This window comes from Amycolatopsis panacis (assembly GCF_003600245.1).
Lineage (GTDB): Bacteria > Actinomycetota > Actinomycetes > Mycobacteriales > Pseudonocardiaceae > Amycolatopsis > Amycolatopsis sulphurea.
The window spans coordinates 67,035-84,676 of record NZ_QZFV01000087.1; the positions used below are offsets into that span (position 1 = coordinate 67,035).

13 protein-coding genes and 1 tRNA gene are annotated in these 17,642 nt (G+C 66.3%); 11 read left to right on the forward strand and 3 right to left on the reverse strand.

Translation table 11 applies throughout. From position 1 onward, the window contains the following. Positions 1-40 precede the first annotated feature (40 nt). Positions 41-934, forward strand: a complete 894-nt coding sequence (locus D5S19_RS17050) for a helix-turn-helix domain-containing protein (RefSeq protein ID WP_233573994.1) — start codon at positions 41-43, stop codon at positions 932-934. A gap of 245 nt (positions 935-1,179) precedes the next feature. Here the strand turns inward: D5S19_RS17050 and D5S19_RS17055 are convergent, their stop codons facing one another. Beyond that, complete coding sequence (locus D5S19_RS17055) at positions 1,180-2,091, reverse strand: Abi family protein (protein ID WP_199730538.1); 912 nt, start codon at positions 2,089-2,091, stop codon at positions 1,180-1,182. Positions 2,092-2,795: 704 nt separating this feature from the next. Here D5S19_RS17055 and D5S19_RS17060 point away from each other — a divergent pair. From D5S19_RS17060 to D5S19_RS17090, 7 genes are all read left to right on the forward strand, one after another. Further along, the gene (locus D5S19_RS17060) at positions 2,796-3,041 is read left to right on the forward strand and encodes a hypothetical protein (RefSeq protein ID WP_120024332.1); all 246 of its coding nucleotides are present in this window, start codon (positions 2,796-2,798) and stop codon (positions 3,039-3,041) included. Further along, complete coding sequence (locus D5S19_RS17065; RefSeq protein WP_233573995.1) at positions 3,025-3,273, forward strand: AMED_5909 family protein; 249 nt, start codon at positions 3,025-3,027, stop codon at positions 3,271-3,273. The genes D5S19_RS17060 and D5S19_RS17065 overlap by 17 nt, the downstream gene beginning before the upstream one ends. Before the next feature lie 338 nt (positions 3,274-3,611). Next, positions 3,612-5,165: an FtsK/SpoIIIE domain-containing protein gene (locus D5S19_RS17070; protein WP_120024441.1), complete on the forward strand. Its 1,554-nt coding sequence runs from the start codon at positions 3,612-3,614 to the stop codon at positions 5,163-5,165. Then, on the forward strand, positions 5,162-5,548 hold the full coding sequence (locus tag D5S19_RS17075) for a hypothetical protein (protein ID WP_120024333.1): 387 nt from the start codon (positions 5,162-5,164) through the stop codon (positions 5,546-5,548). The genes D5S19_RS17070 and D5S19_RS17075 overlap by 4 nt, the downstream gene beginning before the upstream one ends. After that, the gene (locus D5S19_RS17080; protein ID WP_120024334.1) at positions 5,548-7,146 is read left to right on the forward strand and encodes a replication initiator; all 1,599 of its coding nucleotides are present in this window, start codon (positions 5,548-5,550) and stop codon (positions 7,144-7,146) included. Before D5S19_RS17075 ends, D5S19_RS17080 begins: the two co-directional genes overlap by 1 nt. 17 nt (positions 7,147-7,163) lie before the next feature. Continuing rightward, a complete protein-coding gene (locus tag D5S19_RS17085) occupies positions 7,164-7,382 on the forward strand; it encodes a helix-turn-helix domain-containing protein (RefSeq protein WP_120024335.1) in 219 nt (72 codons plus the stop codon). Position 7,383: 1 nt separating this feature from the next. Next, positions 7,384-8,550 (forward strand): tyrosine-type recombinase/integrase, encoded by a 1,167-nt coding sequence (locus tag D5S19_RS17090; RefSeq protein WP_199730539.1) that lies wholly within the window; start codon positions 7,384-7,386, stop codon positions 8,548-8,550. A gap of 98 nt (positions 8,551-8,648) precedes the next feature. On the opposite strand, the gene D5S19_RS17095 is transcribed toward D5S19_RS17090, so the two are convergent. Beyond that, positions 8,649-8,719: transfer RNA gene (locus D5S19_RS17095), tRNA-Gly, on the reverse strand. A 110-nt stretch (positions 8,720-8,829) separates the two neighbouring features. On the opposite strand from D5S19_RS17095, the gene D5S19_RS17100 reads away from it, so the two are divergent. From D5S19_RS17100 to D5S19_RS17110, 3 genes are all read left to right on the forward strand, one after another. Beyond that, entirely contained in the window at positions 8,830-10,008 is a 1,179-nt protein-coding gene (locus tag D5S19_RS17100; protein ID WP_120024336.1) for an oxygenase MpaB family protein, read from the forward strand. 101 nt (positions 10,009-10,109) lie between these two features. Next, the gene (gene dcd, locus D5S19_RS17105; protein ID WP_120024337.1) at positions 10,110-10,691 is read left to right on the forward strand and encodes a dCTP deaminase; all 582 of its coding nucleotides are present in this window, start codon (positions 10,110-10,112) and stop codon (positions 10,689-10,691) included. A 407-nt stretch (positions 10,692-11,098) separates the two neighbouring features. Next, positions 11,099-16,609: a DUF11 domain-containing protein gene (locus D5S19_RS17110; RefSeq protein ID WP_233573996.1), complete on the forward strand. Its 5,511-nt coding sequence runs from the start codon at positions 11,099-11,101 to the stop codon at positions 16,607-16,609. A gap of 9 nt (positions 16,610-16,618) precedes the next feature. Here D5S19_RS17110 and D5S19_RS17115 read toward each other — a convergent pair whose 3' ends face one another. Further along, positions 16,619-17,623: a cation diffusion facilitator family transporter gene (locus tag D5S19_RS17115; RefSeq protein WP_120024339.1), complete on the reverse strand. Its 1,005-nt coding sequence runs from the start codon at positions 17,621-17,623 to the stop codon at positions 16,619-16,621. Between the last annotated feature and the right edge of the window lie 19 nt (positions 17,624-17,642).

Genomic DNA, 17,642 nt, shown 5'->3' on the forward strand with positions numbered 1-17,642 from the left:
CCGCGGGGTGGAGGTGACGGGCTTTATGCGAGGCATGGGGATGCCGACGCCGCGAGCGCGAGGGTTGGGCGCGGCGTTGCGGGATGCCCGGGTCGAGAAACGGTTCGGGGTACCCGAGCTGGGGCGCCGGATCGGGGTGAACCCGGCGCTGCTTTCGGAGTGGGAGGTGGGCCGGCAGGTCCCGACGCCGGAGGAGGTGGCGGGCGTGCTGGGTGCGCTCGGCGTGACCGGTGAGCGGAAGGCCTGGATCATGTCGCTGGCCCGGGGTTTGGCCGGGCCGAGCTGGTTCACGCCCGGCACGCAGGCGGACCCGACCCACTACACGACTTTGGTGGCGCACGAGCGGGTCGCGGTGTCGATGACGGTGTGGGCTCCCCTGCTGATTCCCGATTTGGTGCAGATCCCCGATTACGCCAGATTGGCCCTCGGCCCGGACCTGCGGGAGGGGGATGACCTGGAACAGGTCGTGCAGAATCGCCTGGACCGCAACCGAATCCTGTTCGGCGCGGGCGCGATCGAGGCAGACATGTTCGTAGGGACGGAAACGCTGGCAAACCACTTCGGCGACGCCGAGGTGATGGCGCGGCAGGTGCGGCACCTCATGGACCTGATCGGAGTCTCGCAGACGCTGCGGATCCGAGTGGTACCGAGCCAGGCCGTGGCCGAAGGCGCGTTCAGCCACTACCAATTGCGGGACGACACGGAGGCCGTGTATTGCCCGCACCACGGGGTCGGCGTCTTTTTGATCGACGAGCAGGCCGCCCCGTATGCGGACATCTCGGCACGTTTGGCCAAGGCATCCTGGTCTCCGGCGAAGTCTTTGGAGCGCCTGGCGGCCGTGGCCGACGGGTTCGACGGCGAGGTCGCCCAGCGGCGGAGAATGACCGATGAACGCCTTGCCGAGCTTTTGTCGGGGGAGGATTCGGGCGGATAGCCGTTAGGTGCCTGGCTTTTGGGACTTCAGACTGCCGGTCGACAGCTGTGCACGGCGAAGGTGTCCACGTCCCACAGCATGCGTTCACACTGTGTGCAGAGCCAGACACCGGACGGCACTCGCAGGTGCCGCCTACGACGGTCGTCCCGGGCGCAGACCAGCCGGTAGGACAGGGCGATCCGTCGCCATGTCCTGGCGACGGCGGGGCTACCTCGGTAGGCGGGGTGTCCGGAACGGATATGGGTTCAGACGCACCACAACTTGCTCGTGCTCTGCCAGTCGCTCGTGGCACCCAGGTGCGTGATCGGGACTATGTCAACAGACGGGAAGCCCTTGAGCACGGTCGGCAGGAGGATCTTCCGTCCCACCTGAAGTCGATCAAGGAGAAACTGAATCAGCGTCAACTGACCGAAGGTCCGGTTCCACTTCGTCGTCGCCGCGTCGAGGTCCGGGTGCTCCCCCGGCTTTGGCCGTTTCGAAGTGATCGTGTGGACGCGGTTGAACAGGCGACCATGGTGCGCGCAGGTGTTGCGTACGACGTTCAACGCCTTGAGCCAGCTCGTCAATTGCGGCGCGCTTAGTCCACACGCGGCGGAGACCTCGTCCTGGACGCCACGAGGAGCGAACCCGTATAGGTACGTCAAAGCTCCCCAATCGAGCAGCTCGACCGCGGCCCAGACCGGCAACCGACCTCCGTACCTTTCGTGGTGGTGTTTGACGAAGTCTTCACGGGACTGGTGTAGCCCCGACTTGTACCGATCGAGCCAGCAGCGGTAACCGGCACCGCTCTGTGCAGTGATCCCAAGCTTGCCGGGGTCGAGGTGCGCGCAAGGGTCGACTTTTCCCAGCTCGTGACCGAGCAGCGCACGGATCGCCAGCTCGATAGGGGCAAGTGCTGTGAAGGTGGCCGCACGGAGTCTTGCATCGAAGTCGTAGAGCGAGACGACGTCTCTTAGCCGGGTCCCAGGGTAGAAGTCGTCATGACGCCCCGTCGCAGCTTGCTTGCGGAATGGGTACCAGTAGCCACTGAGACGGTAGTAGCTGACTCGCCGCAGTATGGCGACGGCATCATGGCGGTCCCCGACGTCCATCCCGCGCTGGGCCAGCAGGCCGACTTGCTGGTCGTAGGGTTGGTACTGCTTGACTGCCCCGTCCAAGTACGCCCGTCCCACAAAAAATGAAGACCGGCCCTGGACCTACCGAAGTAGGCGGAACCGGTCATAGTGAGAACGATCTTAGCCGGGAAGACGATCCGCTGCAAGTCTCACCTAGGCGCCTGGCGCCCCGAACCTGCATGTTGCCAGTTGCCGACGCACGCTTGGCGCTGATCGGGAGACTTGGGCGTCGACAAGGAGATCGCTGTCGTCCGAGCTTGTCGGCCGCGGTTGTAAGGGGGCGGCACCCCGGGCGATAGCAAAGATCAGAACGGTCAGCCTGTCCCAATCGGCTTATGGCACCCGAAGAAATGAAGGCCGAACATAAAAAAGCCCCAGGTCCACAATAGACACCGTGTGACCTGGGGCTTCTTCATGAGAGCGGATGACGGGAATCGAACCCGCGTATTCAGCTTGGGAACCAGCCGTAAGGGCCTGAAAAGTGCCCCTGACCTGGGGGTGTCCCTGCACGCTACGTGCCCTCGTTGACCCCTGTTGACCGGTGCAATTCGCGGCTCGTGCGGGCCGGGGCGACAACGGGTCGGCGGCCGTCATGGCGCACGCCTCGCGGGCCGTCGCTTCGGCCTGGCGGGCGATCGCGGCGGAGCGGGAAGGCCTGACTTGGTGGATGTTGGCCGCTATCGAATCCGCGGCGGAGGCATTCGAAGACCAGGCACGCCATTGGCAGCGCAAGGAAGGACAAGACGGTGACGTTCAACGCGACCTGGACGCCTGGCCCGGAAGCGGTGGCGGGAATGCACCTCACTGGCCCGGCAGCCCTGCCCGGCTTGGTGCTCTACCTCGACAAGGACAGCTTGGCGATCACTCCGCCGACCGATCCGACGCAGTGGCGGGCGTTCGCGGCGTTCCTTCGCCAGCTCCGCGACGGCGCGGACCAGCTGGCGGCCGTCCTCGACGCACGGACGGAGCAGGCTCATGACGACGAAGACTGACCCGACAACGTTGCGCGAGGCGCACGATTCCGCGATGAAGAGACGGCCTGCGGCGGACGCGGGCACGGCGACGTGGCTGACGTTCCACCGGGAGAACGCGCGGATGTACCGCGCCGTGGCAGACACGGACCGCTGGCACCACCACGAGGCGACCTACTGGGCCAACCGGGAGGACGCCGAAGCTGAGCGCCTGGCTTCCCTCTCTCCGGAGGAGTCGCCGAAGCGGAAGTAGTCCAAAGAAGACTGAAGAAAACGCAACGTCAGCAATAAAAACGCACGCCGGGACGTGTGGCGATGAAACATGTCCTCGTGCGGAAATCCTGAAATGTAAGGCGCAGAAGCGGAATCCGGCTACCAACCTTGCCGCTCCTGCGCTGTCCACAACCAGCGGAAGTGAACAATGACAACGCTAAACGATGACAAGTGTTGCGTGTCAACGGGGGTCACCCGGACGCGCTGCGTTTCCTGTAAGCGATTCGCGAAGCTGCTGCCCGGCGAGACCAAGTGTGCGACGTGCTTGGGCGTGCTGCCGCTCGATCTGACCTCGGTGCGGGGTGGTCGGTGATGCACATGTCGACCGGGTTTTTGATTGCGGCCCTGGGATTCTTGGGGCTCGGTGTGTGGGTGCTGCACAAGATCGGCCGGGCGCTGGCGTCCGTGCTGGAGGTCTTGGCGGCGGCTGCGGTGGTGTTTGTCGCCCTGTGGTGGCTGTGCAAGGCCGCCTTCTGGGTGCTGGCGCAAGTGATGACGCGGTGGCGCACCAGCCTGACCGTGGCCGGGATCTATGTGTGGTGCGAACTGGCGGGCTGGGTCTCGCTTGCTTCAATCCTCGGCGGGGTCGGGCTTGCGCTGGGTGTTTGGCAGCTGGTCGGCCCGGTGTCGTTTGACCAGTGGTGCTGGCGGTTCCTGCGTTCGTGGTGGGCGCGGTGGTTCGTCTACGGACGCAAGCTTCCGGCCTGGCTGCACGCCTGCGGGCTGTCGGTGCGGGACGAAGCGTTGCCAGTCGTGGTGAACGTGAACCTCGTCGGTCGTCGTCGCACGCTGACCCGCACATCGGCTGGGACCTCGTCGGCCCGGACGCCGAAGGTGTGCAAGGTCCGTTCCGGTGCCTCGTGGGACGAGGTGCGGGTAGAGCTGGTGGCTGGTCAGAAGCCGGAGGACTTCGACGAAGCCGCGCGGGCCTTGGCGGTAGCGCGGAAGGTCGCGCGCTGCCAGGTGCGGGAGCTGGAACCCAACGTCGTCTCCGTCGATTTCCAGCGACATGACCGGCTGTCCTCGGTGGTGTCGTGCCCGCCCCTGCCTGACGGTGCCAAGGCCGGCGGGGTCGACCTGCGCAATGTGTGGGCCGGACGGACCGAGTACGGCAAGGCGTGGCACGTTCCGCTGCTCGGCGCTGGTGCGCACATCCTGACGGCTGGTGCGTCGGGTGCGGGCAAGAACTCGGTGATGTGGTGCCCGCTGGTCTCGGCCGCGTCGGCGATCCGTTCGGGCGTGGTGCGGATGTCCGGGATCGATCCGAAGGGGATGGAACTCGCCTACGGGCGTGGGATCTTCGCTCGTTACGCCGTGTCGGGCAAGGACGCGCTGGAGGTACTCGACGGCCTGGTGGACGAGATGGAGTCGCGGAAGCGGGCCTTCTCCGGGCGCGTGCGTACGATTCCGGTGTCGACGGAGTATCCGTTGGAGCTACTGGAGTTCGACGAAGTCGGCGCACTGACGAAGTACACCGACCGCAAGACCCGGGATGCGATCGTGGAACGGGTCGCGCTGCTCACCACCCAGGGGCGGGCGCTCGGGATCTCGGTCCGTGGCTACGTCCAGGAACCGACCAAGGACACGGTTCCGGTGCGGGAGCTGTTCACTCGCCGCGTCTGTCTGCGCGTGACCTCCAAGAACCACGTCGGGATGGTGCTCGGCGACGGTGCGTACGAGCGCGGCGCGTGGGCGAACCGGATCGGCGACTCGGAAGCCGGTGTCGGCTACGTGTGGGGCGAAGGCATCCGCGAGCCGCTGCGGGTCCGCGCGGGCTGGGTGCCGGACGAGACGGTCAAGGCGCTGGAGGACTACGTCACCAACGGCGGCAGTGCCGATCTGCGCTCCCGAGTGCAGGGGGTGGCGGCATGAACTCGCTGATGGTCTTCCTCGACGCCATCCGGGACCACCTCGACCTGCACCAGCTCCCGCCGGTCTCGTCCCTGGACGTCTCGGCGTGGTCCCGGCCGATCTCGGTGCAACTCGACGTCAACGGGCTACCTAAGGTTGCTCGTGCCCTGTTGGTCTGGGCGAACACCCTTGATGACGTCACGGCCTCGCTCTGGCGGATTCGCGGGGGCGACTCGGTGCATCTCTCGATCACCGGACGCACCCCCTGCGGAATTCCGGTGCGGGTCTACGGCGCAGTTCCGTTCGACGCGCGCACCTTCCCGGATCTTCCTGCGGGCGCGAAACAAGCCATGCCGGTGTATCTGCTGCGGGACTGGACCGCACCCGGGGAGGTGGCTTCCTGATGAGCGACACGACCACGCGCGCGGAGCGAATGCGCGCACCCCTTGCCGACGACGTCATCCGCGCCACAGCAGAGAAGCACGGCGTGTGCGTGCGGCCGTTCACGATGGAGGTCGGCGACCAGGACACCGGAGAGGTCCGATACGTGCCGGTGCCATGCGGGTCCACTGTGGAATCCGTCTGCCTGCCGTGTGCGCGCAAGGCCAAGGCGCTGCGGCAAGTCCAATGCCGCGAGGGCTGGCACATGACGAAGGAACCCGATCTGGCATCGGACGAACCGACCGAGGACCAAACGGAGCTACTGACGTTCCGGGCGGACCTCGTCGCCTCGTATCGAGAAGTCGCCGATCGGGATCCCGCTGAGGCCGAGGAACTGCGCGAGGAAATCCGAGGGGTTGACGAAGAACTTCGGCAACTCGGTGTCCGGGGCCGCCTGCCCTCCATCGACCTGCCGACCAAGAAAGTAGTGAAGCGGTCGACGAAGCGGAGGCAGGACGCGCCGAACCTGCCCCGGCGGAAGGTCGCCAAGACCACGGTGGGGCGGGAGTACGCGGGCCGGTTCCGGCCGTCGATGTTCGTCACGCTGACCTGCGACACCTATGGTCCGGTCCGCGGTGACGGCTCGCCGGTCAACCCGAGTGCGTATGACTACCGGCGGGCGGCGCGGGACGCGGTGCACTTCTCGGCGTTGGTGGATCGGTGGTGGCAGAACCTGCGCCGGGTCGTCGGCTGGGACGTGCAGTACTTCGCGACGGTGGAGCCGCAGAAGCGGACCGCGCCGCATCTGCACGCCGCGATCCGAGGAACGGTGCCGCACGAAGCGATCCGGCAAGTCACCGAAGCCACCTACCACCAGGTCTGGTGGCCGAATCACGACCAGATCGTCTACGCCGACCGGATGCCCTCGTGGGACGGGCCGGAACGCGGGTTCGTCGACCCCGCCACCCGGGAACCGCTGGTCTCCTGGGACGAGGCGGTGGACGAGGTCGAGACCCCAGCGCATGTGGCGACGTTTGGGCGGCAGGTGCACTCCAAAGGCATCCTCGGCGGAAGCGAAGAGGCTGGCCGCCACATCGGTTACCTGACGAAGTACCTCACCAAGTCCACGGGCGAAGTGGTCGAGGCCGAAACGGCGGCGCTGGCTGACCACCACGACCGGCTGTTCGCCGAACTGGCCATCACGCCCTGTTCCCCTCGGTGCGCGGTGTGGCTGCTCTACGGCATCCAGCCCAAGGGAGCCAACGGAAAAACCACCCCGGGGCATTGCAAGGGCCGGGCACACCGGCGCACCACCCTCGGCCTGCCCGGTCGCCGGGTGCTGGTGTCGCGCAAGTGGTCGGGAAAGACGCTCGTGGACCACAAGGCCGATCGGCGCGGCTTCGTCCTGGACGCGCTTGCTGCGGTGGGAATTGAGAAGCCGCAACCGGATCCGGCCCGGCTCGTCTGGCGCAAGGTCGATGCCGGTGACCCGCACGTGCCGCCTCGGCCGCATCTGGTGATGCACGCGATCGCCGAACGCATCGCATGGAAGGCCGAATACGACCGCGCCCTACTGGCCGCCAGTCCGCCGGAAACTTCGGCAACTCGGCAAGCGGCCTGATCGGGAAGGGGGAAGCAATGGACACGAAGTATCTGACGGTCGACGAGGCAGCCGACTACCTCAACACCGGAGTCCGGTTCGTGCGACGGCTGATCGCGGAACGGCGGATTGCCTTCCACAAGGCAGGCGTTCACGTGCGGCTGGCAGTGGCTGATCTGGAGGAGTTCATGCAGTCCGGCCGGGTCGAGCCGATCACGCACGGATCGGTGTTGCAGGATCTGGGAAAGGTGGCGTGAGATGCCGAACAACAAAGGACGGAAGCGCCGCTTCGGGAGCATCCGCAAGACCAATCTCGGGGAATACCAAGCAAGTTACCTCGGACCGGATGGTCGGCGGCACTTCGCTCCGCACCGGTTCAAGCGGGAGCGGGACGCCGATCGTTGGCTGAACAACGTCGAGTCGGTCATCATCGCCGGTGACTGGACGGATCCGGAGCGCGGCAAGATCTCGCTGGGCGAGTACGCGTCGAAGTGGATCGACGAACGTCCGGGACTTCGACCGCGTACCGCAGAGCTGTACAGGTGGTTGCTGCGCAAACACATCGCGCCCTACATCGGAGAAACGGAGTTGCGGCGGTTGTCGGCTGCGGTCATTCGACAATGGCGAGCGGAGCGACTGGCGGCAGGTGTCTCGACGTCGGTGCTGGCGAAGTGCTATCGACTGATGCGCGGAGTCCTGAACACTGCGGTGGACCCGGACGCGATCATCACCCGGAACCCCTGCAAGGTGCCGGGTGCGGACAAGGAAAATCCAGATGAGCGTCCATTGGTCACGGTCGCGCAGGTCTTCGAGTTGGCCTCGAAGGTCCCCGACCGTTGGGGCGCAATGGTTCTGCTGGCGGCCTTTACCTCGCTGCGCTACGGAGAAGTGACCGCGTTGCGGCGCTGCGACCTGGCGGAGAACGCCAGTACGGTCCGGGTGACCCGGGCGTTCGTTGACGTGCCAGGGAAAGGGCTGTCGGCTGGGCCGCCGAAGTCGCGGGCAGGTGTTCGGACGGTGACGGTGCCGCACGCGGTTCGACCGCTGCTGTTGAAGCACCTGGCGTTGTTCGTGAAGCCGGACGACGATGCGTTGTTGTTCACGGGCAAGAAAGGCAATCCATTGCGGCGGCCGAACTTCGCGCAGCTGTCGAAGTGGACAGAAGTCGTGGAGGACCTTGGTTTGAAGGGGCTGCACTTTCACGACTTGCGCCACGCGGGCAACGTGTGGGCGTCCAAAGCTGGGATGTCGACCAAGGACCTGATGGCGAGGATGGGGCACGACGACATGCGAGCGGCCCTGATCTACCAGCGTGCGACGGACGAGGCGGGCGAGCGGATCGCCGAGACACTGTCGAAGCTCATCGAAGAGCACCGGCGGACCGAGCGTCCGAAGGGAAAGCCCGAAAATGGAGCCGCCGAGTGATGTTGCTGGGATGTTGTTAGAACAACCCGTAGAAAGCCAGAAGGGGTGCTTCCCAAGATCGGGAAGCACCCCTTCTGAGCTGCTAAAACAACCATCTGAGCGGATGACGGGAATCGAACCCGCGTATTCAGCTTGGGAAGCTGATGTTCTACCATTGAACTACATCCGCAGTGCCTCGCCAGCATACACAACCCCGCCGTCCGGCTGTCCAGCGGGCGTGGGTTGACGGTGCGTGAGACCGGTGACAACACTTGTTGTCGGTCAGGAGGTGGGCTCGCGGTGGACGAGCAGGTGCTGTTCCGGCAGGGCGCGTTCGGGCTGGTGGCGCGGGCGCGGGGGCGCGGCGCGCGGAGGGTGGACGAGGCGCAGATCGCGCGGCTCAGGGAGTTTGCGCAGCGGCAGGATCGGCTCGCGGATGACGTCGTCGAGTGGTTGCAGCGGGATCGGCGTGGGCGGGAGTTGGTGAACCGCGCGCTGGCCGAGGGGATCGGGCGGGTTGAGCAGGCGCCGGATGAGTTGCGGGCCTTCTTCACCCACGTCGAGGGTACGCCGTATTGGGTGGACGCGGAGCGGCTCGACCGTGGTGCGCGGGCGATCACCCGGGCGGGGCTGCTCGGGCTCTTTCCGCTTGGTGACCTGTCGCTGATGGGCGGCTACTTTGCCTCGCGGGCGACGAAATCCCTGGTCGGGACGGGGGAGATCGAGCATCGCACGGTTCACCGGCTGTTCGAGACGGCGGCGTGGTGGATCGACGTGACCACGCCGGGCGCGTTGGCCCGGCACGGTGAGGGTTACCAGGCCGCGTTGCGGATCCGGCTGGTGCACGCGCAGGTCCGGCGGGCGATGAACGGTCGCGCCGACTGGGATTACGAAAGCTGGGACCGGCCGGTCAACGAGGTCCAGTCGGCGGGCACGTTACTGCTCTTCTCCCTGGTCTACCTGGCCGGCGCGGAGCTGCTCGGGGTGCGGTATTCGGCGCAGGAGAGGGCCGACGTCCTGCACCTCTGGCGCTACGTCGGCTGGCTGGTGGGTGTGCCCGGCGAGCTGCTGCCGGCGGACGAGGACGACGCCTGGCGCCTGCTCTGGCTGCTGGCCGCCACCGAGTTCATCCCGGACGACGACACGAAACGCCTGGCCAAAGCCCTGGTGGCCAGCCATACCGCGATCGGCGACGGCCGTGGTGCGGCGGGCCGGGTGCTCGCGCACGTCAACGTCCGGGTGCACGCCTCGATCAGCCGTCTGGTGCTGGGCCGGGGCAACGCGGACTACCTCGGGCTGCCGGACGACCCGATTGCGCAGACCGCCGTCGTGCTCGGGGCGGGTGCGAATTTCGTGGCCGAAACGGTCCGGCCGTTCGTGCCCGGTGCGACAGCTTTGCAGGAACGGCTCGGTGAGCTTGGCCGTCGCCGCTATCGGCAGCGGCTGAACGAGTTGATGGAGCGGGATCGTGCCGCTTGAGGTCACGCATGATCAGCTGGGTGGCGGCGGGAAGTCCCTGGGCACGGCGCCGGAGGAGGGACACCCGCGGGTTCCGGCCGGCCGCCCGATACGCTCTGTCCGTGCTGCTCAGTGACCGTGACCTCCGCAAAGAGCTCGACGCCGGCCGGCTCGGCATCGACCCGTTCGATTCCGGCATGGTCCAGCCTTCCAGCATCGACGTCCGGCTCGACCGGTACTTCCGGGTGTTCGACAACAGCAAGTACACCCACATCGACCCGCAGCTGCAGCAGGACGAGCTGACCTCGCTGGTCGAGAAGGAGGGCGACGAGCCGTTCGTGCTGCACCCCGGCGAGTTCGTGCTCGGCGCCACGTTCGAGCAGGTCAGCCTGGCCGACGACCTCGCGGGCCGGCTTGAGGGCAAGTCCTCGCTCGGCCGGCTCGGGCTGCTCACGCACTCCACGGCGGGCTTCATCGACCCGGGTTTCTCCGGGCACATCACGCTCGAACTGTCGAACGTCGCGAACCTGCCGATCACTCTGTGGCCGGGGATGAAGATCGGCCAGCTGTGCATCTTCCGGCTGTCCAGCTCCGCGGAATTCCCGTACGGGTCCTCGGAGGCGGGCTCCCGGTACCAGGGCCAGCGCGGTCCGACGCCGAGCCGCGCGTACCAGAACTTCCATCGCGTGGACACCTGGCGCTAGGTCCGCTCGGGCGATTTCGGACCGTGACCGGGCGGTCCGATCGGGCTGTGATCGTCACCCACGAGTAACCCAAGCGCCGCCCCGGTCGCTCTGCGGAGTGACTTCGTCGCACGGCCGGGTAGGAAAGGATCTCCACGTCACCGGTTCGTGCCAGGCTCGCGGGCATGGTTTCGGCCGGGAAACGTCTGCTGGTGGTGCTCGGCCTGCTGGCCGGTCTGCTCGCCCCGAACGCACAAGCCGCGACGGGCAGGTCCCTCGGCCAGAGCTGGCACCAGATGTTGTACGGAGATTTCCGGTACGCCGGAAACAGCGTCGTGCAGTGCGCGGAGGATGACGCCGAGTGCGCGAAAGCTGCCGCTCGCACCACGAAACGTCCCGCCGGTGACTTCGCGCTGCGTTGGTCCGATGTGGACTCCGACCCGGCGACGTTCGACTCCTCGACCGCGCAGGTGACCGTCCCGCCGGGGGCGAAAATCGCGTTCGCCCGGCTGAACTGGGGTGGTTCGACGGCTTCCGGCTGCGCCCGTCCGCCGGGCACGCCGTCGAAGCAGGAAGTGCAGTTTTCCGTCGGCGGTTCAGCGCCGGAAAAATTTGCGCCGCAGGCCTTTTTCGACGATTCTTCGTACTATTCCGCCCATGCTGATGTGACGAGTCGATTCACCGGGGTGGCCACGGGAAAGCCGGTGGAGCTGACCGCGGCCAACGTCTGGACCGCGGTCGGCAAGGGTTGCGGTGGCGGCTGGTCAGTGGCGCTGGTGTACGCCTACCCGCAGCGGGATCCGGAGTATGCGCCGGAGAAACGTGCGATTTACGTCTACGACGGCCATCTCCACCAGGGGCCTGGCGACCCGGTGGCGACGACTACGATCAGCGGTTTTCGAGCCGCGGTCGCGGATGCGCACGTGGGCGTGACTGCCTACGGTGGCGACTGGGGAACAACTGGCGACCAGTTGTTACTCAACGACGCAGCGGTAGCGGAGCCTGGAACAGGTGCGCGAGAAAACTTCTTCATCGCTAATTCGGAAGGTGCGAAGAAACCTTCCTCGTCGAACAATTTCGGGGTCGATGCGAAATCGTTCAACACTGGCGCGGTGGCGGTCGGGGCGACCAGTGCGCGGTTGTCCTTTCGCAGCACGGGTGACGACTTCGTCGGCGCCGGCCTGGCATTTTCCGTACCGGTACCGGATCTGCACCTCGCGACGCACGCCTCGGCGTCCCGTGTGCACCCTGGCGATCAAGTAACGTTCACCGTGGGCGTCGCGAATCCGACCGACCTGGACGCTCGCGATGTCGTGGTCGGCGACGAGCAGTTTCCCGTCTGTGCCAAGAAGATCGGCAACATCGCCGCCGGTGCGGCGACGAGCTACCAGTGCACGGTGACCGCTCCGGACAAGGATTTCACCGACACTGCAACGGTTACCGGAACCAGCACGTTCGGTGACCCGATCGAGGCGAGCACGACCAGTCGCGTGGACGTCTTGCACCCTGCCATTACGTTGAGCCAGCAAGTCGACAAGCCCGCATATCGTGCCGGCGATCCCGTGACGGTCACCCTGACCGCAGCCAATCCCGGCGACGTGCCGCTCCACGAAGTCACGGCGACCATGGCGGATCCCGCCGAGGCATCGCCGGGTAAGGCCGCTGATGCGAAGAAACCCTTGTGCACGAGCACGATGGGGACTCTTGCACCGGGCAAGTCGTCGATCGCGACGTGTGTCCTCACCGCTCCGGTGCCGACTGGTGGCGGGCCCGTCGAGGTACGGGGTACTGACCCGCTTGGCAAGGTGGTCACTGCTGGTGCCGACGTGAAGGTCCCCGTCATCGCACCCGGTCTGACCGTTACCAAGACGGCGGCGCCACCTGTGGCGCACGAAGGTGACCAAGTCACCTGGACCGTTACCGTCCGCAACACTGGCGACAGTCCACTCAGGCCGGTCACGGTTGTCGACCAGGCCGAGCCTGCGTGCTCGCGGACCTTCGGCGCTCTCCAGCCTGGGGCTGAGCAAACCTATTCGTGCAAGGCGAAACCATCGTCGACCACGACGAACAGCGTGACTGCGACGGGTACCGACCTCTCCGGTCAGCCGGTCACCGCGACCTCCTCGGCGATGGTTCAGGTGATCCATCCGGCGCTGGAGGTCACCGTCGCCCCGGCTTCGGCAGTGGTGCGCGAAGGGGACCGAGTTCCCTATTCCGTCACGGTCCGCAACACCGGCGATGTCTCGTTGAACGAAGTAGCAGTGGCGGACGACAGCGTGCCGGGCTGCGTCCGGAAGTTCGACACGCTGGCGTCGAAGGCAGCGCAGACCTACCAGTGCGAGCAGTTGGCTCCTGCCGACGACGCGACCAATACCGTCGCTGCGAGCGGTAAGGATCAGCTCGGACGGATACTGCGGGTGACGGCGGACGCGCACGTGGACGTAATCCATCCCGCCATCCAGGTAACCGCGGCAGCTGCGCCCGCGCAGGTGCGCGAAGGGGACGAAGTGACGTTCACTGTCACCGTGAGCAACAGTGGTGATGCCGGGCTGCATGACGTCACGGTGGCGGATACTCAGGTTCCTGGGTGCGCTCGCGTGCTCGGTACCCTTGCGGCGCAAGGGAAACAGACCTTCACCTGTACTACGGTGGCCGGGCGGGACGGGTTGGGGAACGAGGTCTCTGCAACCGGCGATGATCCCACCGGTCGTGCGGTCACTGGTTCGGCAGGGGCTTCCTTCACGGTGCAGCATCCGGCGGTGAGCCTGACCGCGACCGTCCAAGATGGACCGTTTCGGGAACACGACAGCGTGCGAGTTCACGTCGTTGCGGCGAATGTCGGTGATGTCCCGCTGCGCGAACTCTCCGTGACCGGGGCGAAGGTCGTCGGGCAACCAGTCGAGAGCTGTGCACAGGGGCATGATTCCCTTGGTACGGGCGAGAAGTGGGCGTTTGACTGCACGGTGACCGCGCCTGGCGACGATGCGGTTGAGGCAGTGCAGATCATTGCCGGGACGCCGGTTGGGCCACCGGTGAGCGGCGCGGCGGAGGTGGTGATCGACGTGATCCATCCGGCCCTGTCGATCACGCAGAGTGCTTCCCCGTCGACGGTGCGACCGGGTGCGACGTCGACGTTCACGGTGACGGTGCGCAACTCCGGAGACGTCGAACTCCGCGACGCCGTAGTGGCCGATCCGGCGGTTCCGGAGTGCGCGAAGCGACTGGGAACGCTTGCGCCGAAAGCAGAACAGACCTACTCCTGCACGCACCCGATGAGTGACGACCTCACGAGCACGGTGACGGCGACCGGTACCGACCTCTCCGGCCGACAGGTCAGCGCCGCGGCGAACGCGCAGGTCGACGTGATCCACCCGGCAGTCGCGGTCACGCAGGTGGTCTCGTCGGCTCAGGTCCGTGAAGGGGACCAAGTCACCTTCACGATCACTGTGCGCAACAGCGGCGACGTCCCGTTGGTCAAAGTGTCCGTTGTGGACGATCAGACACCAGGCTGCGCGACCACTGTGCCGGGATTGACGCCAGGCCAAGCACATGAGTACAGCTGCACCACATACGCCGGCCACGATGGCTACTCGAACACCGTCAAGGTCAGTGCGGCCGATCCGCTCGGTGGAGGTGTGAACGCTGCGGCGGATACCGTCTTCACGGTGGTGCACCCGGGTCTCTCGCTGGAGAAGACCGTGCACGGTGGTCCCTTTCGTACCGGTGATCCGGTCACCTTCACACTTACGGTCACCAACACCGGTGATTCGCCACTCAGCGCCGTCAAGGTGACTGACCAGGGAACGTGCGCGAAGACCTTCGACACCTTGGCTGCCGGTGTGAAGCAGGCTTACGACTGCACGGCACCCGCGCCTGCCGACGATGTGGTCAGCACCGCGAGCGCGACCGGCACTCCACCGACCGGACCACAACTGTCGGTCACCTCCGCCGCGAAGATCGACGTGATTCATCCGTCGATTACGGTCCGCCCAACGGTGAGCCCGGCAATCGCTCGGGTGGGCGACGACCTCACGGTGACGCTGGTTGTCACCAACACCGGTGATGTGCCGTTGACGTCGGTGACCGTAAAAGATCCCGGCTGCGACAAGACTTTCGACCAGCTCGCCGCGCAGGCCGTGCAGACTTACCAGTGCACCGTAAAAGCCGGTCCCGACGACTTCACCAACACCGCGGCGGTCACCGCGAACGACCCGACGAACCGGGCCGTGACCGCGTCCGCCGGTGCGCCCGTGGACGTGATCCATCCGGAGATCGCGCTCATGAAGGAGGCTCAGCCGTACCAGGTGCATTCGGGCGACAAGGTCACTTTCTCCTTACTGGTGAAGAACGTTGGCGATGTGCCGCTCAGCGATGTGTCCGTTGTGGACGATCGGACGACGTCCTGTGCGCACCAGGTGGCACGACTGGCGCCGGACGCCGAGGAGACGTATCAGTGCACTACGGTCGCCGGGGCGGCGGGCTTCACCAACATCGCGAAGGTCAGCGGGGCCGATCCGACGAAACGCCTGGTCAGCGCCTCCGCGCAGGCGTCGTTCGTAGTGCTGAAGCCGAGCGTGTCGGTGGTCGAGCGGGCGTCCGGCGGGCCGTTCCGCGCGGGTGAGTCGCTGCCGTTCGAGGTGATCGTCACCAACACCGGTGACCAGGAGTTGCACGATGTCACCGTTTCTGCGGATCATGCGACAGACTGCGCACGTCGGTTTGAGACCTTGCCCGTCAACGGAATCCAGCGCTACCCGTGCGTGACCACTGCTGGATCCGGTGATCCGTCGGCCACTGTGACCGCGACTCCCCCGTCGGGTGCTCCTGTCACCGCAACGGCCAAGGCCGACTTCAGCGTGCTCCATCCTGCGGTCGAGCTCCGCCGGGAACACCTGGACCAGCCGATCCGCCCTGGCGACCCGGTCACCCACGTGACCACTGTGCGCAATACCGGAGACTCGCCGCTGCACGAGGTGACCTTTCACGACGCTGATGAGGCTTGCTCGTTCACGCTTCGCACACTCGAACCTGGCGCGCACACAACTCGCGCCTGCACCCAGACGGCGCGGGCCGACCTGAGCGGCCGCGACACCGTCACGGCAACCGACGAGACCGGCCACACCGTCGTGAACGGCACCACCACGACTACCGACGTAACCGGTCCCGGCCTGACCGTCACCGCCACACCGCCACCGCGACCGGTGCTCCCCGGTCACCCGAGCCCGGTCACGACCGTCGCGAAGAACACCGGCGACGTGCCTTTAGCCGACGTCCGGGTGACCGGTCCCGGCTGCGCAAGCGAACCAGTCGAACTTGCCCCAGGAGCCACCACAGCCCCACTGGCCTGTGAAGTGACCACTCCAGGCACCGTCACAGCGACCGGCCGAAACGTTGCTGCGCAAACGACACCGCGCGCTGACGCCCAGGGCGCAACCCGAGACGCCGCGTACCCAGCCGACGCCCGCGTCGCAGGCACTGGCGCACTGGTATCAGCCCAAACCCCAGTACGCCCCAACGTCGCCAACCCGACCCTTCGGCTGACTGAGCGCGGCGAGCCAACTGCGGCGGCAGGGGCCACCGTCACGTTCCTGGTCGCTGCTGAGAACACCGGCACCTCCGCGCTGACCGTCGACGGGCATCGGCTGCTGCCGGGTATAAGGCACTACTGGACCCGGAGCGCCACAGCCCCGACACACGGACGATTCGCCGTACAAGTAGTGCCCGAAGTGGACGGAGCGAACCCGTTCATCGTCAAGGCGACTGCCGAAGGGCAAGTGGATATGGCGGTAGCCCGGCCGGTCGACGGGAACGATCTCGACCTTCGGGACGGCATACTGGTCAGTCTCGGGCTGCTAGGAGCTGGCGCATTGCTCGTGCGTATTACCTGGCGGGCGCGGAAAAGTGTGCGTACGCGACGTCGCAACAGCCGGAAGGGCTGATCCCCCGGACTACTGCGTGTCTTCGATCGGCCGCTGCAGGTCGCCGTAGCGCTCCAGGACGGTTGCGCGCAGCGTCGGATCGGTGCGTGGCACTGGCTCGATGAACACCTCGCGTACGTCGTTGAACTGCTCGCTCAGTTCACTGGCCAGACGTACGCACGCGCGTTCCACGTCGGCAGCACCGAGTGCGTCGTCGAAGTCCATGCGGGCGCAGACCAGTACGTGGTCGGTGCCCATCACCATGGTCTGCAGGTCGACCAGCGCTTCGATTTCGGGCGCGGCCACCAGGTGGTCGCGTACGCCGCGTACCAGCCGCGGCTCTGCTTGCCTGCCGATGAGCAGACCGCGGTTGGTGCGGCCGAGCAGATAGGCCACGCATACGAGCAGCACGCCGATCAGGATCGAGGCCAGCCCGTCCCACATCGACGAGCCGGTGAGCTGGTGCAGGCCGATGCCGGCGAACGCGAGCAACAGGCCGACGAGCGCGGCGGAGTCCTCGAACAGCACCGTCTTCGGCGCCGGATCGTCGATCAGCTTCAAATAGCCGAAGAACGACCGGCCCTCGGCGCGGGAGTCCCGGCGCACCTGGCGTACCGCCTGCAACCAGGAAATCCCTTCGAGGCAGAACGCGGCGGCCAGCACGAGGTACCCGACGATCGGGTTCGTCTGCTCCTCGGGGTGCCCGAAGACCGTGGTGAATCCTTCGTACAGCGCGAAAACCGCACCCGAGGTGAAGATCGACACGGCGGCGAGCAGGGACCAGAAGTACCGCTCCTTGCCGTACCCGAACGGGTGCATGCGATCTGCCGGTCGCTCGGACCGCTTCAGTGCGGTGAGCAACAGGACTTCGGTGATGGTGTCGGCGACCGAATGCGCTGCTTCCGACAACATCGCACCCGATCCGGTGATGATGCCCGCGGCCAGCTTCATTGCCGCGATGGCCAGGTTCACCGCGCCTGCCAGCACGACGGTGAGGGTGCTTTCACCGCCGGCGGATTCGTCCTGCTCGCTCACGCGCAGCAGACTAGCTCTT

Coding starts and splice junctions, on each gene's coding strand:
- D5S19_RS17065 (WP_233573995.1), top strand. CDS start 3,025: ATGACGACGAAGACTGACCCGACAACGTTGCGCGAGGCGCACGATTCC.
- D5S19_RS17090 (WP_199730539.1), top strand. CDS start 7,384: ATGCCGAACAACAAAGGACGGAAGCGCCGCTTCGGGAGCATCCGCAAG.
- D5S19_RS17080 (WP_120024334.1), top strand. CDS start 5,548: ATGAGCGACACGACCACGCGCGCGGAGCGAATGCGCGCACCCCTTGCC.
- D5S19_RS17070 (WP_120024441.1), top strand. CDS start 3,612: ATGTCGACCGGGTTTTTGATTGCGGCCCTGGGATTCTTGGGGCTCGGT.
- D5S19_RS17050 (WP_233573994.1), top strand. CDS start 41: ATGCCGACGCCGCGAGCGCGAGGGTTGGGCGCGGCGTTGCGGGATGCC.
- D5S19_RS17075 (WP_120024333.1), top strand. CDS start 5,162: ATGAACTCGCTGATGGTCTTCCTCGACGCCATCCGGGACCACCTCGAC.
- D5S19_RS17085 (WP_120024335.1), top strand. CDS start 7,164: ATGGACACGAAGTATCTGACGGTCGACGAGGCAGCCGACTACCTCAAC.